We start from the raw sequence: 21,769 nt of genomic DNA on the forward strand, positions 1-21,769 counted from the left end.
GATAGAGATTAATTAATTATTGATTAATCTCTGTCTATTTTTTGCGGTTTTTACGAGCACGAGCTTCTCCGCCCTTACGGCCAGCTTCTTCGCGGCTCATTTTGCCGTCGTTGTCATCGCTATCAGAGCGTTGGTTGCTGCGAGCTTCTCCGCCTTTTTGGCCAATTTCTTCATAGAAGTCACGGTCATGGTTTTTAGAAGTAGCTTCTCCACCTTTTTTACCGATTTCTTCGTAGAAATCACGATCATGGTTTTCAGCTGTTGCTTCTCCGCCTTTTTTACCGATTTCTTCATAGAAGTCACGGTCATGGTTTTCAGCTGTTGCTTCTCCACCCTTTTTACCGATTTCTTCGTAGAATTCACGACCATGTGATTCTGCTGTTGCTTCTCCACCTTTTTTACCAATTTCTTCGTAGAATTCACGGCCATGTGTTTCAGCTGTTGTTTCTCCGCCTTTGCGTCCTGCTTCTTCCACTGTCATTTTTGCATCTTTACGTTCTTTATTGTCTTTAGCCATTTTAAATTCCTCCTAGTATGTTTGGTATTTTGATGTTTTTTTTTGAACTTATTCTTTCTTAGTTAAGCTCATTATTTATATTCCCGCGGACCAAATTATTAAACTCTTTTTTTGAAATTTTTTAGATATTTATATACTTATCGCTTAATTAGTAATTATATTGCTTTCTGATTTCCCCCCTTCTTATCGTTTTCTATTAAACATGTCTTCATAGGAATGTCCTTCATTATATAAAAAACCGCAAGCCATAGCCTGCAGTTCTTTTTACGGATTTGTTCTTCCATCTGTACTAGAATATTCGTTAAACTTCACTTCATTTTCATTGCTTAATGCTTGTCGGCGTTTGCCTTCAGAAGAAACCGCTTCATTTGCAGCAATTTCGATTTGGTCGCCATCACTTGTACCGCTTACAGATGGATTAGATTGTTTTTCTTCTAATAGATTATTCTCAACAAGTCGACGTACATACTCTTCTAGTGGCAAACCTTGCTCTTTTGCCTTCGCTTCCAGTTGTGTCATCTCTTCATCCTGCAGCTGTATTGTTATTTGTTGTGCCATATGTTTATCATCCTTTCCAGTAGTTCTATCTACCTTTACCTACTTTCTCGGAAATTCAAACACACAACCTATAAACTCGAAAATTTCGCCAAATCGTCTCTATGACCAATCATTACCAGAAGATCTTCTTTTTCGAATTGTTGATCAACAGGTGGTGTAACAATGATTTCTCCGTCCCGCAACAATGCGATAACACTTAAATTATACTTTGCACGGATATCAAGTTCCCTTAATGTCTTACCTTCCATGTGCTTAGGTATGACTATTTCTTCGATATTATAGTTTTTAGAAAGCTCAATATAATTTAGCATGTTAGGGGATAACAGTTGGTTCGCTACCCTCTCGCCCATATCTCGTTCCGGATAAATAACCCAATCAACACCTACTTTTTCTAAAAGAATTCCATGACGTCGGCCAAGGGCTTTTGCAATCGTCTTTTTAACACCCAACTCTTTTAAAAGCATCGCTGTTAATATATTTGTTTGTAAGTCATCACCAATTGCTACAATGACACAATCAAACGTATCAACTTCTAATGAAACAAGCGATTTCTTCTCCGTAGCATCTGCAATAACAGCTTCTGTTACATATTGTTCAGCATCATTGACTCGTTCTTCATTAATATCGATACCTAACACCTCTTGGCCAGCCTCATGCAGCCTGCGTGCGATACTTGTTCCAAATCTACCTAATCCAATGACTGCGTATTGTCTAACTACCATCATTTTCTCTCCTATTCATTAACCGATCATAATATTACCTTTTGGTCGATGGAACGTTTCTTTTTGGCGTCTCCGTGTAATGGCAATACCAATTGTAAGTGGACCTAGTCTCCCTGCAAACATCGTGAGTATAATGAGCAGTTGGCCGATCGGTGAAAGTTCAGTTGTTAAACCCATTGTCAAACCTACCGTTCCAAAAGCTGATGTTGCTTCAAATAAATACATAATAAAGTAATGCCCTGTATCTGTAATGCTTAATATGAAGGTGACAAAAGCAACTATAGCAAAACCACACATTGCTACTGTGAATGCTTTAAATACGATTTCCTTTACCAGTCTTTTCTTAAAAATCACAATATCTTCTCGCCCTTTTATTTGGCTCCAAACTGTTGCAACTAAGACGACAAAGGTTGTTACTTTGATACCGCCTGCAGTCGAACCTGATCCTCCTCCAATGAACATAAGAAACATCATAATTAACAACGTTGCGTGCGTTAAATCTCCTATAGGCAATGTATTGGCGCCTGCAGTACGAGAAGTTACAGATTGGAATAACGCACCCAATACTTGACCTAATGGTGAAAGTGGACCAAATGTTTTGGTATTGCCAAGTTCAAGCAAATATATAGCTATTGTCCCGAAAAGCGTAAGAGATATAGATGTGATTAGCATAATCTTTGTATGCAAGGATAGTTTCCTTGTTTTTCTATACTCATACAAATCATTCATTACAATAAAGCCAATTCCTCCTAGTGTTATTAGTGCACAGATGGTTAGAACAATGACGGGATCATCCACATAAGATGTCAAACTACGAAATCCTCCCAATAAATCAAAACCAGCATTATTAAAATTTGAAATGGAATGGAAGATTCCGTAATAAATAGCTTTTCCAATTGGCATATCGTACGAAAAACGAATCGCTAAAAGAAGAGCGCCCGATAATTCAATTACACCTGTAAAAAGCAATATCCTTCTCACCAGAATCCCAATACCTGTAAAGTCATTTACATTAATAGCCTCTTTTAATACCAGCCTTTCTTTTAAGGAAATTCTCTTTCCTAGTAGCATAAAAATAAAAGATGCGAAGGTCATGAATCCTAGTCCGCCGATTTGGATCAAAGAAAGAATGACTAACTCGCCAAAAAGAGAAAATGTACTCCCAGTGTCTACCACGACTAAGCCTGTAACACACGTCGCGGACGTAGCTGTAAATAAGGCTTTCAAAAAGGGCAATCCCTCACCATTCTCCGTTGCAGATGGCAGAGATAAAAGAGTTGCGCCAAACAAAATTAATATCGCAAAACCGAGCACCAACGTTTTAGATGGATTTATATTTCTCTTTATTTTCACTATCGCTACTCCTATTTTCTTGAAATTTCCGACATCCTATTTTAAACGCGGATTGTTTTAAATTTATCTCATATATTACCACATGCTAACTAGAATTATGCGAATAATTTTACTTTAACTGCATATGATTATATCAATCATTTGGGTATTGACAATAACTTCAAATATCATATATTATACATGACAGATTGATTTACGAAGAAAAAGGCAGCGACTTACAAGTTCCTTATAACTACTCTTTAAAGGTGGCTAACATGAGACAAACAAACAACCGATATACCGTAAATGCTGTTGGTACAGAAGGACAAATTTACCTAACAAACTGCAAGGATAAACATGAATTAAAACAATGGTTAGCCAAACATGAACATCATATCATTAAAGAAGAATTACAAATTATTGATAAAAAGAGATTACAACTATTTAAAATGTTCTCTTTTAAAAAATAAGACAGCTACCATTCCTATTAATATAAAAAGACGATTTTTTTGCCCCCCTGCTCACAAAAAATCGTCTTTTCACTTTTTACATATAAATCTCTGCTACATGCGTTACCATATTGCGCCCTTTCTCTTTTGATGTGTAAAGTGCTTCATCTGCACGCGCTTGAATTGATTGCTCAGTAACGCCCCTTGTCGCTGTCGCTACTCCTATACTGATCGTGACGGTAGGAATCGTCCATAATGAACCAGCTACATATTCGCGTAGACCCTCTGCTACCTCTAAAGCCTTTCTCTGATTGGCCTCTCCCAAAATTACAGCAAATTCCTCTCCGCCAATTCTAGCCGCAATATCTTCGCCGCCTATCTTCTCTTGAATCATTTGGGAAATTGTTTTTAACACTTGGTCACCTATCGGATGGCCAAATGTGTCATTCACTTTCTTGAAATGATCAATATCGATAATTAATAGGGAAAAAGGGTTGCCTGATTTATTAAATAGACTGATACATTCTACCATCTTCTCTGAATAACCCCTTCGGTTATGCAAACCTGTAAGCTCGTCTGTCATCGCCAGCTCTTGAAGCATGGTGTTCATACCGATTAACTCCTGTTGCTTATTCTCCAGTTCTTTGCGTAATCCGTTTAATTCCTGGATTGCCTTTTTCTTAGCGATATTTCTTTCCTCAGCTTCCTTCTTAGCTGCTAATATCACTTTTTCGTATTCACGCCTTTTCTTTATTGCTATCATGGCACACGAAATTGTTATTTCCCCATCGTTTAACTGCTTTATTGCATTCATAATAACAGGAACTTCTTTGCCTGTCTTTGACATTAAAGATATGTACACTTCTTCTACGCTTTCTTCCATTTCAATAATTGGCAATACGAATAATTGATAGAACGTTTGGCTTGGAACCGTCAAAAGGGACTGAATGGACTTTCCTTTGAGTTCAGACATTTCAAATTCAAGCAATTGAAGTAGCATAAAATTAGCATCCAAAATTCGCCCATTTTCTGCAAGCAGTAAATAACTACAGGGGGCATAATTTAATTGTTCATTCATACTTAATCATCTACCTCTTAAATATTCGCTAGACATGAGAAAATTAACTGCGTTGTTTCTTCCGGCTGACTTACATGTGGACAATGTCCAGTTGCCTCCATAAAAAAGATAGCGCTTTCTTTTATATGTTCATTCATATATATGCCTACCTCTTTCGGTGCTATTGAATCGTCTTTACACTGTAAAATACACGTTGAAACAGTTACTTGTTGAAGCACATGGCGATAATCAGATAAAAAAGTAGCCCTTGCAAACTCTTTTGCACATAGTGGATCTGTGGAGCAAAAGCTTCCCTCCAATTCAGCAGCAAGCTCTGGTCTTTCCAAATTTTTCATGACCACTTTAGAAAGATAGTTAGCCCAGCCAATGTAGTTAAGCTCCATCATTTCGAAAAGCCCATCTAAATCCTCTCGTTCGAATCCACCTTTATAGGAAGGCAAATCATTTATATAGCAAGGAGATGGTCCAAGCATGATTAGCTGCTTAAAAAGCGCCGGTTCTTGTAGTGATGCAAGCATACCTATCGTAGCACCGACAGAATGCCCAACATAAATGACTTCCTTCAGTCTTAGCTCCTTGCACATTTCCACTACATCCTGCGCATAGCCTTCTAAGGTTTTATATTTTTCAGATTGATATGCAGAGTAATCAGATTTTCCCGCTCCTACATAATCAAATAAAATGACGCGATATTCTTTTTCAAATTGCGGTGCAACATAGCGCCACATAGTTTGGTCACAGCCAAAACCCGCGGCAAAAATGATAGCTTGTTCTCCTTCACCGCTCATTTTTACATTATTCTTTTTTATAAAATCTAGCATACTGTCATCACCTTTTATTTTAGCATCAATGTAGTACTTATTAATTTTATTTTTTAATAAATTATACCATAATATAATACCTATTACATACATCCGATAAATAATTTTGATAGTATTATATACCTAGTATATCCTGTAGCGCTTCTTCTGCTGTTGGGTATTTATAATTAAACCCTGAATCTAACAACGCTTGAGGGAACACGTTTTGGCCTTCGAGTACTATTGTGCTTTTTTCGCCTAGCAATAGCTTCATCATAAAGCTTGGGACAGAAAGAAAATGAGGCCGCCTTAAAACTTCACCAATTGCACGACCAAAATCTTTCATTCTAAGGGGGGTAGGCGCTGTGACATTAATTGGCCCTTTTAAAGATGAGGTGTTAATTGCATATAAGATTGCACGAGCAACATCGTCTACATGAACCCAGGAAACCCATTGTCTTCCGCTTCCTACTGTACCGCCTACAAATAACTTATAAGGCAATGCCATAAGCGGTAATGCGCCCTCATCCCCAAGAATCACGCCAAATCTGGCTAGGACTGTCCTTACTCCTGCCTCTTCTGCTCTATTCGCCATACCTTCCCATTTTTGAACTGTTCCACCTAGAAAATCTGTTGCCTTTTCTGTAGATGTTTCGGTATAACTAGCTGTCGTAGAAGCTGGATAGATGCCAATCGCACTCGCGTTAACAAGTACAGTCGGTTTATATGAGACTGCTTTGATAATGCGCATCAATTCCTCCGTGGCTAACATACGGCTATCTACTACTTCTTTTTTATGCGTTTCTGACCAACGCCCATCATTAATCGATTTTCCTGCCAAGTTAACCCATGCATCGATTGAATCCAATTCCTTTTCAGGAGCATCTTCTTCACCAAGCCATTTCACATAGGTTATTCCATTTTCTTTTTTTGAATGCCCTCTTGTCAGGATATAAACTTCATGGCCATTCTCCAGTAGTAGCTCTGCTAGCCTTTTCCCTACAAATCCGGAACCGCCCGTTATACCCACTTTCATATAGTTATAACCTCCAAATTCTTATCATAGCTCTTTCTCAAACATCACCATGTCCAGCGCTCTAATCCCGTTTTCATAAATAGGGGTAGGATAAGCAGCAAAAAAGCCTTTTTTCACCCCAGATAAACGAAAGCCACATTTTTGGTAAAAAGCAATGTTATCAATACTAGAATTAGCCGTTCCCACAATCATTTTTTTAAAACCTGCTTGTGTGAACAGGAACGTACATTCAGCTATAATTTCTTTACCTAACCCTTTCCCTCTCCAAGCATTTTCTAAAGCTAAATTTTTCAATTCAATCGTATGCTCGTCTATTTCTATAAATAGCGCCACACCGATAGTCTCCTCATTGCTGCATATTCCATAAAGTACACCTTTATTTAAATAAGTACGCACTATTGCTTCCTCATCGGCTAGCTTCAAATAAGATACATACTTAGCACGCTCATTCTCTTCAATTCTTTGAAAATGGAGCTTGTTGGACTGATGATTTTTCATACGTTTCTCCCTCTTTAACATCTAACTTCATCCGCACCGTTTGTAATCTATGCCCATCGAAATCTTCTTCAAATTCCTCTGCTACTTTAAACCCTTTTGCCTTATAAAAGTTTATACCGATTGTATTATCTTTTTCTACATTTATGCATACATACGCTGGCTTCAAATCTTCAATGCCTTTTTGTAAAAGAGCAGTCCCTATCCCCTGCTTCTGATATTCAGGATGAAGATAGATGGCAGCCAATTCAACCCATTGGCCAGTCTGTATATTCGAGTAATTGGCGAAACCAACGATTACTCCCTCTTGTTCAGCCACATAAAAAGGAGATCCAGAATATCTTTTTTCTAACATGTCTGGATTATATGCTTGTGCAAGAAACCGATCCTGCACATCACGCGGTATGATTCCCTCGTATGTTGCATGCCAACTCGTCTGCGCGATTTCTTGGACCTCTTGGATATCTGGATAACTCATTTTCCGAATTACTAACTTCATGTTTTTCTACTCCCTTCTATATAACTCTTTCTAGTTAACTTCTATCTACCACATACTATTTCCTGCTTCTGTTGTTAAATCTAACTTTTACGTTTCACTTTTAAAGAAAAAGGAAATACTATTGTTTAGGGAGTGAAGTCAATTGAACAATAATATGAAAAAGTATCTACCAAAAGCATCACTATTTCTGGCAGCAGGGGTTATCTTAGCAGGGTGCGGCAATGATACCAAAAGCACAAGCCCTCAAAAAGATGGTTCTCAGCCTAAACAAACTGAGAGCAGTAATACAAGGACAAGCAGTAATGAAAATACCGAATTAAAAACTCTAAAAAACCTTTCAAAGGATCCAGATAAAAATGATTCATCAGAAGGTGACTTTGATCTAGTAGGAAAATATGTGAAAGAAAATGATAATGAGATTACGCTAGAGGTTCAAGGAAAACAAGTAGCCATCCAAAAGAATTCATCATTTGAAAGCGACAAAAAAGGTATGAAAGGAGATTGGCAAGACAAGCAAGTGGTTGTGGAAGTATCCACAAATAAAGCCGTTGCAGAAAGCGTTAAGCCAACAGACAAAATGCTCGCAGATCAGGATGGTGTATATGATAGAGATGGGGATGAAAAAGAGATCATTGGCAAACTCGTTAAAAACGATTCAAAAGAGTTAACTCTTCAAACGCCAAATGGCAATAAAACATTCCAGAAAACGCATGACTTTGAATTAGATGATGAAGCGAAATCTCAAAACAAATTGGAAGACAAAACGGTTCGAATCGAGACAGATGAGCATGGTAAAGTAGAGGAACTAAGCTATAGCTGGATTGATCAAGAGGAAACAAAATAATACATGAACTAAAAGCTGCATGAAGTTGTCGCTAAGACATTTCATGCAGCTTTTATTATGCTTTAAAAATAGATTGAAGGGATCCAATCACTGGTCTGCAATCTTCACTTTGGCAGATCGCTGAAATGACGGCCACACCATCTGCTCCGCTCTCTTTTAACGGCTGTGCGTTCTCGACCGTAATTCCACCAATAGCTACAATAGGGAGAGTTGGGTATAGCCTTCGTGCCTCCTGTAAAAATGTAACACCCGCTGGCTTCTTGGCATCTTGTTTAGACTTCGTTTCATATATAGGGCCTATCCCGACATAATCTGCACCTTGATTCACAGCCTGCACCAATTCTTTTTTTGTATGCACTGATACACCAATCATCTTCCCCTTAAATTCCGGCCGTATTTTTTCCAGCGCCATATCTTCTTGCCCGATATGCACACCATCCGCTTCTATCTTCAAAGCCAATTCGATATGATCATTGACAATAAATGGGACCTCATATTGCTTGCAGAGCCTCTGGCACTCACGCGCAAACATTTCAAGATCTTTGCCAGTTAATGCCCCTTTACCCTTTTCACGCAACTGAAACATTGTGATACCAGCCTGTAATGCTTGTTCGAGCACTTGGAGGGGTGGTTCAATGCAGTTTTGCGTGCCCATAATCAGATAAACTACTAAATTCTCTTTCCTCACTAATTGTCACCTCACAGTTGCCGCTTAATTTTTTATACGCAAAATGGTTTGTAGGACCATGTCCATTCCCTATATTTAATGGATGTTGAATAGCTAAATGGACGAATTTTTTCGCTTCTATTATGGCACTTTTTAAAGAGAAGCCCTGTGCCAAAAAAGCGGTTAACGCTGCTGAGAAGGTGCATCCTGTACCGTGTGTTTGAACAGTGGAAATTCGCTTCGTTTGCATTGAAAAGAACGAACCATCTTGAAAAAATACAGTATCTACTGCATCCTTACCTTCTAAATGACCGCCTTTTATAATGACGCATGAAACACCCATTGCAAGCATTGCGTTTGCAGCCTTTTCTAAGTCTTTTGGTCTTTTTATTTCGATTCCGCTTATTACCTCTGCTTCTGGTATGTTTGGCGTAAGAATAGTTGCACGCGGCAATAGGAATTTTTTCAGCGCAGTCACTGCCTCATGTTGTAGCAAAGATGCTCCACCTTTCGCAATCATCACTGGGTCTACTAACAATTGTGTCTCTTTATCTCGCAAACTATGTGCTACAGCTTCAATAATCTCGGCAGAAAACAACATGCCCGTTTTCACCGCTTTTATCGGCATATCCCTCATCACTAATTCGATTTGCTGCTGAACAAATTCTGGTTGGGCTGGGTATATACCTTCAACACCTAGCGTATTTTGTGCAGTCAATGCCGTAATAGCTGATGTGCCAAAAACGCCAAGCTCCTGGAAAGTCTTTAGATCTGCTTGAATACCTGCTCCTCCACCGCTGTCAGAACCGGCAATAGTCATGGCAATATTCATTATGCTCGCCCCCCTGAAACCTGTTGCAATTGATTAAGTACTTCTTGTTGAACAGCACCTAACCATTCCTTCTGGCATGCCATCTCGGCAACCTTTTTATAGTCTTTCAAAACGTCGGTTAAGATAGAAAGGTTATTTCTTTCTACTGCTAAGGCTGCTGTACAAATAGCGCTAAGCAAACACCCCGTACCCGTAATCTTCGTCATGAGCTCATGACCGCCTGCTATATAATCAATACTTTCGCCGTTTGTTGCAATGTCCACCTCGCCGGTGACAATAACAAAACAGTTGTACTGTTTCGCTATAGCTTTTGCTGTCTGCTCGGTATCCATCTCTCCTACGCCGCTGTCTACTCCCTTTGAGTCCCAATTGACACCTGCGATTGCTGCAAGTTCTCCAGTATTGCAGCGAATAAGATCAAATTTAATTTCTCTCAATAGATTCTTCACCGTCTCGCGACGAAAGGCAGTGGCGCCTACGCCTACCGGATCTAGAACGACAGGAATTCCCACTTCATTCGCTTTGCGTCCAGCTACAATCATTGCTTCTTTTGTTCGGCCATTAATGGTACCAATATTAACAAGTAAACCACTTGCAACAGAAACCATATCTCCTACCTCTGCGATTTCATCTGCCATAACTGGCGATGCCCCAATCGCGAGCAGTCCGTTTGCTGTAAAATTTGCTACTACATAATTTGTTATACAGTGGATTAAAGGATTTTTCTGATTTATTTTAAGCAAGCTCATAAGGTGAAAGCTCCTTCCAATTTTCTAAAGACCAGGCCATATCCCAAAACTTGCATTCGTAATAGGCACTCATTTGGAAAAATGCTTTCATCTTTTGATGGTCAGCTGGGTGTTCTTTCGCATACTTATTGAGCATCTGCTTTTGGATGTCCAGTTGATCTTTAAACTCTTTACCGCTATACAATTCAATCCAATCTCTGTATAACTTCTGTGTCGGTTTTTCATCTTTATACGCTTCACCAATACTTTGGTATAACCAAGGACATGGCAGCAACGCGGCAAATGCAACTGGCAGGCTTTCGTTTAGAACGGCGTTATACATATGGTTAATATAATTATTGTTGGCTGGCGCAGGAATAAGCTCCGCTTGTTCTTGTTCTCCAATATGAAGTTCTTTGAAAACAATCCGGTGGAGCTCAAGTTCTGCTTCATTTATACTTCTAGCTGATTCAAGATAATAGGCCATTTCCTGGTTCGTCTCTGATTTGGATGCTGCTATTGCCAATATTTTTGAGTAATGCTTTAAATAAATGGCATCCTGCATCATATAAAATTTAAAGTTCTCCATTGGCAGTGTGCCATGTACTAACCCTTTCACGAATGGGTGTACCATGCTATCATCCCAATATGCATCTGCTTCTTCTCTAACAACTTCATCAAATCTCACTGTTCGTCCTCCTTTAAAGTGGACGTAGACGCAAAAAATCCCTATGAGTAGACATAGAGATTTCATACCTTCATCTGCTCCCTACGTCAGTATTAACTGTCAGGTTCTAAGGGTCAGGTTTTAACCTTCTCAACACTTTCGTGTCCCCCCGCACTAAAATATTTGGTTGGGTACAAAAAAACTCTCCCATAAACGGAGAGCTGCTGTACAAAACGATCATATGTACTTTGCTCCCTACGCCAGTATTAACTGTCAGGTTCTAAGGGTCAGGCTTAAACCTTCTCAACACTTTCGTGTCCCCCTGCAAATATTTAAGTTATATTCATCGTACCATTCAACTGGATGCCATTCAAGGATAAAACAAGCATAGCTTTTTACAACATATTAGAATTCTTTCTTAAACACATAACTTACCTTGTCGTACCCCATCTTTTCTTCATAAAAACGGTGTGCCTTCGTACGTTGCAATCCAGAAGATAAGGCCACACACTCATACTTATATTCTTTCGCCCATGCTTCTACAAATTCAAGCAACTCTTCTCCATAACCGAACGAGCGCTTAGATGTATCTGTCACTAAATCACATACCCATATATATCTTCCATAATAAAGTGTAATCATTGGCTGGAATCCGACCACCGCAACTATTTCATCAGAGTCAACGAGTGCATAGAGCTTATACTGTTCCTTTTCCATCGCTTCCATCACTAATTCTACATATGTGTTTATATCTAAATGTGTTCTGAGTTGGCTCATGACCGGAAAGGCATCCATAATTTCATCTTTTGAGTTTAAATTTTTTATCATTTTCATAAAAACACCTCCTAGATTATCGATACTCATTCATAAAGATCCCGACTTCCCTTTTCGAAACGTTCCGGAAAGCGTAAAATGATATCCCCGTTTGAAAAGCTTTCTCCATTATTAGTAAATTCAATCGGCTCTTTTACACCAGGCTTGACATTCGGTCTCCATCCAAAATTAAACGAATCTCCTTCCTCCTCATTTGAGAAGAGCCAATCCGTTTGAACAGGTCTAGCATAATCTTTAATCGTAGCCCAATCTTCTGGAATAGAAAAAACCCCATATGTCTTATGATTCAATAGCACTTTCTCTGTCATTTGAACTGGTGGAATATAAAGACTTTGCCTATCGTAGGTGATATAATCCCGTTGCCTCAGTAGATAAAATGTAAATGAATCCACCTTGTTTTTATGAAAAATATTCCACACATATACATACTTTGGACGTTTTCCATCTTCTATCTTCCATATCATCGGTTCTTCTCGATTATCCACTTCAGCGACTCGCCATTTATTCTTCTTCCAAATCCAATAGCTAAGTCCATAGTCTTTATTCAAAGAAATAAAAGGAACCACTTTATGGCGTTCATCAACGTGGATTATATCTTGTATTGTTTTTACGCTAGCCCCTGGAAAGGTCTCATTTATATCCTTTTTCAGCGCTTCCTCTGTTGGAAAAGGAGTTGGTTTTGAATAAGAATAATAATAGAATAGACCTATAATACCAATAATCACTACTAAAAGAGCAAACATTCCTTTTCTTTTCTTCATATTATTGCTCCTCCTTTAGCACGGGATCATTTAAACGGTAATAAAGCTGTTGCTGAGGTGTAGTTATTAAAATGCCTTTTCCGTCTTTTTCTATGTACAGTGTTGGTGATGGAAGTCCACTTCCCCATTTCGGCTTTACTCCTACAAGCTGATAAGGAAAATGTTCTTCTTTTTTGTTAGCTTCTGAGGCACTTATCTCATATAGGCTTGAAAACCACTTATCGCTATAGATTTCCCGCTGTTTCATATGTGTGAATTTCCCTGCTAGCTTCTTTCTATCTAACACTATCTTCTTTTTTGCTGAAGGATGAATAGTGATTAATTTTGCATTTTCTAAATTCGCTAGGTATGTTGCTGGTTTTTTGTCTGGAAAAATCCATTGTTGAAAGGGTATTGCTACAAGTGAAGCTACTATAAAAATGAAATTGAAGCTAAACCCCAGCCAAGCAAAAGAGCGATATGATTTCCATCGATTTCTGCCTTTTAATATAAAGTATAAAATCCATACCCCTAAAGGTAAAATGGATATTTTTAGCGCTGTGCTCCAGATGTTCAAGTTAATAGAAAAAGAAAAAAGACCTACGAATAACACGAGTACAGCCTTCCAAATTTTAATGCCGCCTCCATGTTTTTTATAGTTACGGTAGAATAGGTAACCACAGATACACCATGCTAAAAGTAGAGTTATGACAGGTATAATAGCAATGGATGAATAATCAATTGTAACCACACTTTCTCCCCCTTCTGCTTCTCATTTTCGGATGATGTCCCTACTTCCTATATACATCATTATGTCATAAGGAATCCAACCAATATAGCATAATTTTACCTTTTTGGTAAATGCATTTAACAAACCAATAAGCTTTTATTATATGATAGACAGTATATTAAGAGAGCTAAAGAGGTGACCCATGTCAAAATTTAAGCGATTCATGCGTTTAGAGTGGCAGAATTTTAAAGAAGAATTTAAAGAGGACATTCATTATGAATGGGAAACAAACTATAAGGGACATATAATTAAAGTCGTTATGGATATTCATGCAAAACAATTATTTGTAGATCAAACATTAGTGAAACAAGTTCAATATCCAAGCTTTGTTTCCCACTTCTATACATTCAAGAAACTAAAAGAAAAAGTTGAAATAGATGGTGAAACTTATATCATTGACGCGGACATAGGAGGCTTTACTTCCTATGTTTGTACTATAAAAGTCGATGGCACAACTATTTTTAAAGAAAAAGAAGTATTAGACTTCAATCCATCAGAATATCGACAAGCTATCCTCCCCTTTATCATTAATCAGGTGAAAGTAAACGGTAAAGTTGTGAATGAAACATTGCCGGATGAATCTTATTATTTTCTAGAAGACGATGATATTCGTTTTGCTCCTGGCGCAGCCGACCAGCTGATAGATGATACATACGGCTTTTCCTCTGACGCAAAATCATTATTGAAATTACTGTTAAAACAATTAAATATACCTAACCATAAAACCCGCAGAGCTATTTATGAAAAAGTAAGAGATAAGGAATTTGCTGAATATGTTGGAATCTTTCGGGAGTTGTTAAAACAAGAAGAAGGGATAGATCGAGAAGTATTGCACAATGAAGCACTTTGGTTTATTCACCACTCGTCACATCGGTATGCCATGCAATTTGGTATTATGATTCTTGGTTTTTCAAATTGTGAAGAGGATTTAACACTTTTACACACAATAGGATTGCATGAAGAGTTTACATTATATGTAGCAGATGCTTTTTTGCAGGGTACAAAGAATCCACATAAAAATTTATATTTGCTAGCAAAAGAAGTAAATGGTTGGGGCAAAATCGCTTGCGTAGAGCGTTTGGAGCCTATAACAGCCGAAATAAAAGCATGGCTTTTAACAAATGGCTGTGAAAATTCAATTATGAATCACTATCTAGCCTATAACTGCGCTATGAAAGGCGAGCTAGACGTGGCATTGGCACAGCCTACGATATCTGAATCCTTGTACAACGGAGCAGGCCAAATAATAGAAGGTCTTATAGAAGAAGGGCCATCCTATACAATTGACGAATACCCACATGCAAGAGAAGTCCTAAATTCTTATATTCAGCACGCAAAAAAACATGCCACTACCCTTAAAAAACTGTACCCCGTTGCCGTCATCCAATGCTTTATCACGGGTGAGGTAGAGGGGGATTACGTGGAATATAACGGAACACTGGCAGAAAAACTTTCACTTGAAAATGAGATTAAATCCATCCTTGAAAATTCTAAATGGAAACCACTTATAGTACAGTCTTTAGATGTAGAGCCTGACCTTTATATTCCTATACGCGTTGCACAGGCAATACAATTTGATTTATCTCATATTTTTTTGGAGAAGATCATGCATGGGAACTATGATATATCGCTCTACATATACATCATGCAATCTCATAATCGGCAGGTAGTAGAAAAGCTTATCCAATTTATTCAGGAAGCAATTGATTTACAACACATGACGCCTGAACAAGAAGAATGCATTGATATAGCGATTTCTTATATAAGTGATTATGAAGGAATAGGTCTTTCTTTTATAGAAAAATGTATGCAATTAAATAATAGAAGATTTGAATACATTGGCTTTAAACGCCTTTTGTGAATGGGATACAGATTACTGGAATACTCCAACAATTCTTTCCCACATCAAACGAGTGGCTAAAGAATCTAAAGATAGAGAAAATCGCAAAATAGCTAAAAGTCTTCTAAAATAAATACTAAAAGCGAAAGCAACTGCTTTCGCTTTATTTCATTTTTGGCTCCAATTCCATCATTTAAGTTCAATTACAAATTATAAAACCACATATTAATTTTATTAATATTAAAATTAATATTAGTTATATTTTTATTAATAAAAATTAAAATTATAACTTTAAAAATTCTAATCCTTGTTATATAATCAAATCAATCAAAGAAAGGAATTTTATTATGGCCTATAAAGTAATCACAAATTGCCCTGTTTGCAATAATACAATGAAAATCACGAAGCTACATTGCTCACACTGCCAAACTACGATTGAAAATGAGTTTGAATTATCAAAGCTGGCATCGTTGTCTAAAGAGCAGCTAGAATTTGTAGAAGTTTTTTTGACATGCCGAGGAAATATTAAAGAAGTTGAAAAAGAACTGGGCATTTCGTATCCGACAGTTCGAGGCAAGCTATCAGACATCATCTCATCCCTTGGATATGAACAGAAGAAGAAAAATGAAGTAGACGAAAAGAAAGTTGTTACCATGTTAGAAAACGGTGAAATTACACCAGAAGAAGCCATTAAGCTTTTAAAAGAGTAGAGAGGAGCGCTCCACATGAAAGAAGAAATTGCTAGAGTTATCACGATGATTCAAGAAGGAAAGATTGATGCTGATAAAGGAGCCGAATTGATTCACATCTTAAAAGAGAAAGAAGAACCAAATAATCAGCTTACTGAAAAACCAACAACCTATTTAGATAAAACGTTAAAGGTTCGTGTGGTATCAACTGAAAGTGATAATGTAACAGTCAATGTGCCGATTAAGCTTGTAAAAGTTGTATTGATGGCTGGATATAGCATCGCAGCAAGTATTCCTCAATCAGAGAAATACATGAAGGATATAGACATAAACCTGATTATTGAAGCAATCGAAAATGAACTAGATGGCCAAATTGTTGATATCAAATCAGCAAACGGTGATACCGTTTCGGTCATCATTGATTAGTGATTTCTTATGATATACGTAAAAATAAAAACAAAAGGCTTCCGATTTATCATTCCAGTTCCTTATGTATTATTAAATATTGCTATTACCGTTGTTTCATCTAATCTTTTCCATAAAAATCTAAATAAATGGACAAAAAATCATTTTGAACGAAAAGAAATAGACTTCACCTTTCCTCATCTCGACAAAAAAACATTGAAGCCAATCCTTAAAGAACTGAAGAATTATAAGGGTATTCAACTAGTAGATGTGAAAGCAAAAGATGGTACAGAGGTGAAGGTAAAACTTTAAGAACCCTAATTGATGATTAGGGTTCTTTTTTAAAAGGCTATATATTAGAAACTGACAGACTCTATGTGTTTTAGCTTTATTGTATGCACCTCTGATTCAAGCTCATCAAACGTTAAATTTGTCGCAACGATGATTTCCATGCTTATGTGGACCATAAGACTAGCATTCTCTATAACTTTGCCATTTTTCATATAAATAGTGAAAGTCTGCTCTTCCCCTAGATCTTTAATAAAAGGATATTTTTTGCTGAATTTCTCTTCTTTTCGTTCGTCCTTTAAGGGGCTCAACTTCTCATTTATATAAAAACATCCTACTGCAAATAAGGCTGTATATGAAGCAACATATAACCAACCCTTTTGCCGCCATGCATCAAACCATTAAAACAATATAATCCATCCTGCTTCTATCACTAGAAAAAGAGCAAGCTTCCAATTCCTTACTCTGTTCCGATGCTTTCTCTCTTTTCTTCCACTCACTTATAAATTCTCATCCTCATTGGTACATAATCATTTTTCGCATTCTATTATACTCAATTTCTCAAAAAAATAGGCTGAATCCAATAAGGATCCAGCCTATTAAACAGATTAATCTTTTGTATTTGGTTTAGCTCTTTTAATAAAGAAAGCTAAAACTAATGCCACAGCCGCAATGCCTGTCGCAACAATAAAGGCATCGTTGATTCCACTGACTGTCGCGTGTTTGACAGCTTGCCCGTAAATTGAACTAGTCGCCAACACTTGGCCTCCTTGTGCAGGAAGTCCAGCCATCGCTGAGAATGTACTACCTAAACTGTGCAACTGATTTGTTAAATATGGATTGTCGCTTGAAATGACATTTCCGTAATTTGCTGTATGGAAATTACTTCTCGTTGTCATGACTGTGACTAAAAAGGCGGTACCGATACTTCCCGCAACGGTTCTAGCTGTATTGGAAGCAGATGTCCCGTGACCCACCAAATGTTGAGGTAGCTGGTTCATCCCTTCTGTTGATACGGTCATGGACAAGAACGACATACCAAACATACGCATTACATAAAGTAGCATGATATAGCTATAGGAAGTAGTCATTGATAGTTTAGAGAATTGATAAGTAGTGACTACTGTTATAACCAATCCAATGACTGCCAACCATCTTGCTCCCATTTTATCGAATAGTTTCCCTGAGATTGGTAGCATAATCGCCATGACAATCGCGCCTGGCAGCATGAGCAAGCCAGAATCCAGCGCTGAGAAACCGCGGATGTTTTGCAAGTAAATAGGTAGCAAGAGCATGGCTGCGAACATTGCCATATTTATAATCATACTAATAATTGTTGTTAGCGTGAAAATATCATATTTAAATACTCTTAAATCCAGCATTGGCTGTTCTACTGTTAATTCACGCCAAGCAAAGGCAATTAAGCCGATGATACCAATGGCTAATGAAATCAATACAACTTTACTGTCCCAGCCATTGTTACCTGCTTCACTAAAGCCATAAAGCAGGAAGCCAAAACCGATTGTTGAAAAGATAAAACCGAATGTATCAAATTTTGGTTTGGTGATTTCTACAACATCAACCATCCATTTAAGTGCCATTAGAATTGCAACTATACCGACTGGAATAACGATATCAAATAGTACGCGCCAAGAATAATGGCCAATTAACCAACCGGATAATGTTGGCCCAATTGCCGGTGCGAATAAAATTGCAACACCGAATAGTCCCATCGCCGCTCCGCGTTTTTCAGGCGGGAAGATGGTAAGGAATACGGTCATAAGCAAAGGCATGATAACGCCGGCACCCGCCGCTTGCACAACCCTTCCGAGCATTAATAGTGAAAATGTTGTGGAAAGCGAGCAAATAATCGAGCCGATTGTAAATGACGTAATGGCCGATATAAATAGTTTTCTGGTCCCCAGCCTTGTGATAAGGAACGCAGTAATCGGAATGAAAACCCCATTCGTCAGCATGTAGCCTGTTGATAACCATTGCACAGTACTTGCAGATACACTTAAATCATTCATAATGTGCGGGATGGCTACATTTAATAATGTTTGGTTCAATATAGCAACGAATGCACCAATCATCATCGTAACGAGTAATTTACCCTTATTGTCTATGACTTTAGCAGGCGGAGTTTTAGCCTCTTCTTTTACAGGCGGCACTTCCTCCGTAGCCTCTTCTTTTTTAGGTTCTTGTATTTCTTCTGCATGCTCTTCCTCCTGTACTGGCTGAGGAGCAGCATTGTTAAACTCTTCTACTTCTACTGGCTTTTTAGAATCCATCTTTTGATTCTTGTTAGCCATTGTTCCTTGCGTCACTTTTTCATCTTTTGTGTTACTATTCTTTTGTCTTCTTACCATAAAGTTCACAACAATCAGCAGAATGACGGATATGAGAATATAACCAATGATATAAATTGACATGCTATCACCTACTTATGAATTCGCACGGTTACATTCATTCCAGGAACTAATTTTACTCCGTAACTATCGATTGAGATTTTCACAGGAATTACTTGTGTTTCTTTTGTGTAATTGCCTGATGAATTGTTTGAAGGCAGCAATGAGAATGTGCCGGCTGTTGCTAAACCAATTTTTTGTACTTTACCGCTTAATGTTGTGTTAGGGAATGCGTCGACTGTAATGTCTACGTCTTGACCTTTTTTAATATTATCTAGATCTGTTTCTTCAATGTTTGCAGTAACCCATAAATGATCTAAATCATAGCTGATAGCAAGAGGTGTGCCAGCAGCAACCATTGCATTTTCTACAGCATTGCTTTGCACGACTGTGCCATCTTGTGGAGCTTTGATTGGCATGTTAACAGATTTCCCGTCAGCACCTTGCATATCAACTGTACCGATTGTATCGTTTTTGCTAAATGTATCTCCAACCTTGCCATCCCATCTTACCAATTTGCCATTGCCTGGTGCTCCGATATTTACTTGTTGACCTGCGATTTGTGCATTATCTGTAGAGATATAGTTCATAGATTGATTGAAATAATAATAGCCTACAAACCCACCTCCAACTAAGACTATAAGCAAAATCACATTTAATAAAATCATGCGTTTGGCCTTCATAAAAAAACTTCCTCCTTCATTAATCCTTTAAAATACTTAATATCTTTTGGTGAATTTCTAACAAACGTTTTATATCCTCCGCAGGCAAATCGTTAATTCTTTGGAGCTTTTGAACCGTCTCCGATTTACTCTCCTGAAATTCTCTCAATTTCTCCTCACCCTTTATAGTAAGGCAAATGGTTATAGCCCGGCGGTCGTTCTCGGATGTTTTCCGTTCTACAAGCTCCTTATCTACTAACCGATCAATCACACTACTAATCGTACTGTTCGTCGATTTCATTCGCTCAGCAAGTTCCGCCAATCGCACATTCGGACGAACGGATATCTTATAAAGAGCTCTCAACTGGACAACAGTCAGACCCACTCTCTCTGCGTCACTTTGTAAAATTTTTCTTTCCTGCATGTAGATACTATAGAAAGAATTGATAATCTCATTATTAAAGACGTTCTTCATTTCTTCCCCCTTGCTTACATTTAATTCGCTTCCGTATATTTCGCATACGAAATAAGACTATACATTTATAACACCATCTAAAAAGTATGTCAACAATAACTCTTTATCCTAAAAATAAAGTAGTGCTTCCAACTTCTTCCCTTTAAAACCAAATAAAAAACACGGTATGCTGCAACTTCTCCAGCCATACACGTGTTTTACTTATTTTACTTTTGACGTGCTGTTTGTAAAAAGATTTTATCTTCTTTGTTGCCCACTTCGTTCATTAGCTCGCTTGCATCTTTGAAGCCAAGACTTTTTACCGTACGGGCCTGTTTATAGTAATCAGAATCTGTCATAATGCCAGACAATGTCATAATGGAATTTGCAACAGGTGTCGGAACACCAAGCTCTCTACCAAGCGAATAAAGTAAGCCAAGACCCATTGGTACATCCTCCGTAATATACCGATTTTCAACTTTATCCGTATGCAAATCGCTTACGCTGTCTGCGTAGATTGCGAACGCTTCTTTTTCAGAGTATTTTTCTGGATCTGTAAAAGTCCGCACTTTAAATTCATCGATATAAGAAAGAGGAGATGAACCGATTTTTCTTAAGACCGCCATTTTTTCGCAATCCAGTTCATTAGCCACTTTCCAAATAGATGGGGTAAAACCTTCTGTATACATAGAGAAAGTTCCATTTGAATTTTCAATATATGCAGCATTCATTGCAATCCCTACAGTATGCATGATGAGATTCGGATTGTGGAGAGCGACTTCTACTATATGGTCGCGTGGTATAGGGTTGTCCAGTACTGGTTCTAATATTCTGCATGCCTCTTCAATACGGTTCGCCGGCAATGCTGCTATTGGGTGGCCATAGTTCTTAGAATAAATAGTGACTGCACCCGGGGATGTAATACGGCAGCTATACGGAAGTGTTTCGCCTTCTACAAATAATGGGGCCTCTTGAATTCGTCCGATTCGTTCCATTTCTCTCTTAAAGAGTAAACTACCTAAATACCCTGGGCAAATATAAACCGTTTGCTCAGCCTGGAGATAAGGGGCAAGCGCCTTAGCTAAATTCTCGTGGTAATTCGAAACGTAATAAATTAAAATGATATCCGCTTCAGGAATAGCCGCTGCAGGGTTATTTGTTACATTTGCTAGCTGATATGTACCATTGCCTTCGATGCCTTCTAACTTGATTTCTTTTGTTTCTTTTAGCTTTTCAAAATGCTGATCTGGTCGGTTGCTTAGTTTTAGCATGCTGACCTCATGCCCTGCCTGTGCCATCGCTGCTGCTGCAGCAGATCCTCCATGCCCAGAACCAACGATTGTAATTTTCATAAATAACAGTCTCCCTTTCTATGATAGCGTTTTCATGTTTTTTCTTTTTAAAATTAATCATCATATTTTTTCATTTTCATGTT

General features: G+C 38.0%; 26 protein-coding genes and 2 riboswitches. Of the genes, 6 read left to right on the forward strand and 20 right to left on the reverse strand.

Annotated features, from left to right (window positions below):
* Positions 1-34: 34 nt before the first annotated feature.
* From AC6CHJ_RS15065 to AC6CHJ_RS15080, 4 genes are all read right to left on the reverse strand, one after another.
* Positions 35-517 carry a KGG domain-containing protein gene (locus AC6CHJ_RS15065; RefSeq protein ID WP_498289171.1) on the reverse strand — a complete coding sequence of 161 codons (483 nt, stop codon included), beginning with the start codon at positions 515-517 and terminating at the stop codon, positions 35-37.
* 264 nt (positions 518-781) lie between these two features.
* On the reverse strand, positions 782-1,075 hold the full coding sequence (locus AC6CHJ_RS15070) for a plasmid mobilization protein (RefSeq protein WP_498289172.1): 294 nt from the start codon (positions 1,073-1,075) through the stop codon (positions 782-784).
* Positions 1,076-1,143: 68 nt separating this feature from the next.
* Positions 1,144-1,797, reverse strand: a complete 654-nt coding sequence (locus AC6CHJ_RS15075; RefSeq protein ID WP_147196980.1) for a potassium channel family protein — start codon at positions 1,795-1,797, stop codon at positions 1,144-1,146.
* An 18-nt stretch (positions 1,798-1,815) separates the two neighbouring features.
* Positions 1,816-3,153, reverse strand: coding sequence for a TrkH family potassium uptake protein (locus AC6CHJ_RS15080; protein ID WP_498289223.1), 1,338 nt, complete (start codon positions 3,151-3,153; stop codon positions 1,816-1,818).
* A gap of 251 nt (positions 3,154-3,404) precedes the next feature.
* Between AC6CHJ_RS15080 and AC6CHJ_RS15085 the strand changes: the two genes are divergently transcribed.
* Positions 3,405-3,599, forward strand: a complete 195-nt coding sequence (locus tag AC6CHJ_RS15085) for a hypothetical protein (protein WP_066790465.1) — start codon at positions 3,405-3,407, stop codon at positions 3,597-3,599.
* Positions 3,600-3,675: 76 nt separating this feature from the next.
* Here AC6CHJ_RS15085 and AC6CHJ_RS15090 read toward each other — a convergent pair whose 3' ends face one another.
* The 5 genes from AC6CHJ_RS15090 to AC6CHJ_RS15110 all read right to left on the reverse strand — a co-directional run bounded on the left by AC6CHJ_RS15090 (position 3,676) and on the right by AC6CHJ_RS15110 (position 7,486).
* On the reverse strand, positions 3,676-4,656 hold the full coding sequence (locus AC6CHJ_RS15090; protein WP_147196976.1) for a sensor domain-containing diguanylate cyclase: 981 nt from the start codon (positions 4,654-4,656) through the stop codon (positions 3,676-3,678).
* Between the two features lie 17 nt (positions 4,657-4,673).
* Positions 4,674-5,477 (reverse strand): alpha/beta fold hydrolase, encoded by an 804-nt coding sequence (locus tag AC6CHJ_RS15095; RefSeq protein ID WP_147196974.1) that lies wholly within the window; start codon positions 5,475-5,477, stop codon positions 4,674-4,676.
* A 115-nt stretch (positions 5,478-5,592) separates the two neighbouring features.
* On the reverse strand, positions 5,593-6,492 hold the full coding sequence (locus AC6CHJ_RS15100) for a TIGR01777 family oxidoreductase (protein ID WP_498289173.1): 900 nt from the start codon (positions 6,490-6,492) through the stop codon (positions 5,593-5,595).
* A 24-nt stretch (positions 6,493-6,516) separates the two neighbouring features.
* Positions 6,517-6,990, reverse strand: coding sequence for a GNAT family N-acetyltransferase (locus AC6CHJ_RS15105; RefSeq protein WP_147196970.1), 474 nt, complete (start codon positions 6,988-6,990; stop codon positions 6,517-6,519).
* Positions 6,947-7,486: a GNAT family N-acetyltransferase gene (locus AC6CHJ_RS15110; protein ID WP_498289174.1), complete on the reverse strand. Its 540-nt coding sequence runs from the start codon at positions 7,484-7,486 to the stop codon at positions 6,947-6,949. The genes AC6CHJ_RS15105 and AC6CHJ_RS15110 overlap by 44 nt, the downstream gene beginning before the upstream one ends.
* 142 nt (positions 7,487-7,628) lie before the next feature.
* Here AC6CHJ_RS15110 and AC6CHJ_RS15115 point away from each other — a divergent pair, with 142 nt between their 5' ends.
* Positions 7,629-8,330 (forward strand): hypothetical protein, encoded by a 702-nt coding sequence (locus AC6CHJ_RS15115; protein WP_498289176.1) that lies wholly within the window; start codon positions 7,629-7,631, stop codon positions 8,328-8,330.
* A 55-nt stretch (positions 8,331-8,385) separates the two neighbouring features.
* On the opposite strand, the gene thiE is transcribed toward AC6CHJ_RS15115, so the two are convergent.
* The 7 genes from thiE to AC6CHJ_RS15150 form a co-directional block, all read right to left on the reverse strand.
* Complete coding sequence (thiE, locus tag AC6CHJ_RS15120; RefSeq protein ID WP_498289177.1) at positions 8,386-9,018, reverse strand: thiamine phosphate synthase; 633 nt, start codon at positions 9,016-9,018, stop codon at positions 8,386-8,388.
* A complete protein-coding gene (thiD, locus tag AC6CHJ_RS15125) occupies positions 8,963-9,829 on the reverse strand; it encodes a bifunctional hydroxymethylpyrimidine kinase/phosphomethylpyrimidine kinase (protein ID WP_498289178.1) in 867 nt (288 codons plus the stop codon). Before thiD ends, thiE begins: the two co-directional genes overlap by 56 nt.
* Positions 9,829-10,578, reverse strand: a complete 750-nt coding sequence (gene thiM / locus AC6CHJ_RS15130) for a hydroxyethylthiazole kinase (RefSeq protein ID WP_147196961.1) — start codon at positions 10,576-10,578, stop codon at positions 9,829-9,831. Before thiM ends, thiD begins: the two co-directional genes overlap by 1 nt.
* Complete coding sequence (gene tenA / locus AC6CHJ_RS15135) at positions 10,565-11,245, reverse strand: thiaminase II (RefSeq protein ID WP_392996679.1); 681 nt, start codon at positions 11,243-11,245, stop codon at positions 10,565-10,567. Before tenA ends, thiM begins: the two co-directional genes overlap by 14 nt.
* A gap of 61 nt (positions 11,246-11,306) precedes the next feature.
* Positions 11,307-11,405: riboswitch (TPP riboswitch) on the reverse strand.
* 54 nt (positions 11,406-11,459) lie between these two features.
* Positions 11,460-11,558: riboswitch (TPP riboswitch) on the reverse strand.
* Positions 11,559-11,629: 71 nt separating this feature from the next.
* Positions 11,630-12,058, reverse strand: coding sequence for a GNAT family N-acetyltransferase (locus tag AC6CHJ_RS15140; RefSeq protein WP_392996677.1), 429 nt, complete (start codon positions 12,056-12,058; stop codon positions 11,630-11,632).
* A 26-nt stretch (positions 12,059-12,084) separates the two neighbouring features.
* On the reverse strand, positions 12,085-12,819 hold the full coding sequence (locus tag AC6CHJ_RS15145) for a hypothetical protein (protein WP_498289179.1): 735 nt from the start codon (positions 12,817-12,819) through the stop codon (positions 12,085-12,087).
* Between the two features lies 1 nt (position 12,820).
* Positions 12,821-13,549: a hypothetical protein gene (locus AC6CHJ_RS15150; protein WP_498289181.1), complete on the reverse strand. Its 729-nt coding sequence runs from the start codon at positions 13,547-13,549 to the stop codon at positions 12,821-12,823.
* A 181-nt stretch (positions 13,550-13,730) separates the two neighbouring features.
* Here AC6CHJ_RS15150 and AC6CHJ_RS15155 point away from each other — a divergent pair, with 181 nt between their 5' ends.
* From AC6CHJ_RS15155 to AC6CHJ_RS15170, 4 genes are all read left to right on the forward strand, one after another.
* Positions 13,731-15,449, forward strand: a complete 1,719-nt coding sequence (locus tag AC6CHJ_RS15155; protein WP_498289182.1) for a hypothetical protein — start codon at positions 13,731-13,733, stop codon at positions 15,447-15,449.
* A 326-nt stretch (positions 15,450-15,775) separates the two neighbouring features.
* Positions 15,776-16,138 carry a DUF2089 domain-containing protein gene (locus AC6CHJ_RS15160; protein ID WP_066790488.1) on the forward strand — a complete coding sequence of 121 codons (363 nt, stop codon included), beginning with the start codon at positions 15,776-15,778 and terminating at the stop codon, positions 16,136-16,138.
* 15 nt (positions 16,139-16,153) lie between these two features.
* On the forward strand, positions 16,154-16,543 hold the full coding sequence (locus AC6CHJ_RS15165) for an SHOCT-like domain-containing protein (protein WP_066790493.1): 390 nt from the start codon (positions 16,154-16,156) through the stop codon (positions 16,541-16,543).
* A gap of 9 nt (positions 16,544-16,552) precedes the next feature.
* Positions 16,553-16,834: a hypothetical protein gene (locus AC6CHJ_RS15170; protein ID WP_066790495.1), complete on the forward strand. Its 282-nt coding sequence runs from the start codon at positions 16,553-16,555 to the stop codon at positions 16,832-16,834.
* A 584-nt stretch (positions 16,835-17,418) separates the two neighbouring features.
* Here AC6CHJ_RS15170 and AC6CHJ_RS15175 read toward each other — a convergent pair.
* The 4 genes from AC6CHJ_RS15175 to AC6CHJ_RS15190 all read right to left on the reverse strand — a co-directional run bounded on the left by AC6CHJ_RS15175 (position 17,419) and on the right by AC6CHJ_RS15190 (position 21,686).
* Positions 17,419-19,242 (reverse strand): DHA2 family efflux MFS transporter permease subunit, encoded by a 1,824-nt coding sequence (locus AC6CHJ_RS15175; protein ID WP_498289183.1) that lies wholly within the window; start codon positions 19,240-19,242, stop codon positions 17,419-17,421.
* A gap of 8 nt (positions 19,243-19,250) precedes the next feature.
* Positions 19,251-19,901, reverse strand: coding sequence for a beta-barrel domain-containing protein (locus AC6CHJ_RS15180; protein WP_249774986.1), 651 nt, complete (start codon positions 19,899-19,901; stop codon positions 19,251-19,253).
* A gap of 19 nt (positions 19,902-19,920) precedes the next feature.
* Positions 19,921-20,355 carry a MarR family winged helix-turn-helix transcriptional regulator gene (locus tag AC6CHJ_RS15185; protein ID WP_147196944.1) on the reverse strand — a complete coding sequence of 145 codons (435 nt, stop codon included), beginning with the start codon at positions 20,353-20,355 and terminating at the stop codon, positions 19,921-19,923.
* 206 nt (positions 20,356-20,561) lie between these two features.
* Positions 20,562-21,686, reverse strand: coding sequence for an NAD/NADP octopine/nopaline dehydrogenase family protein (locus AC6CHJ_RS15190; RefSeq protein WP_392996666.1), 1,125 nt, complete (start codon positions 21,684-21,686; stop codon positions 20,562-20,564).
* Between the last annotated feature and the right edge of the window lie 83 nt (positions 21,687-21,769).

The sequence above is a fragment of the Rummeliibacillus sp. GQ308 genome, assembly GCF_059759115.1.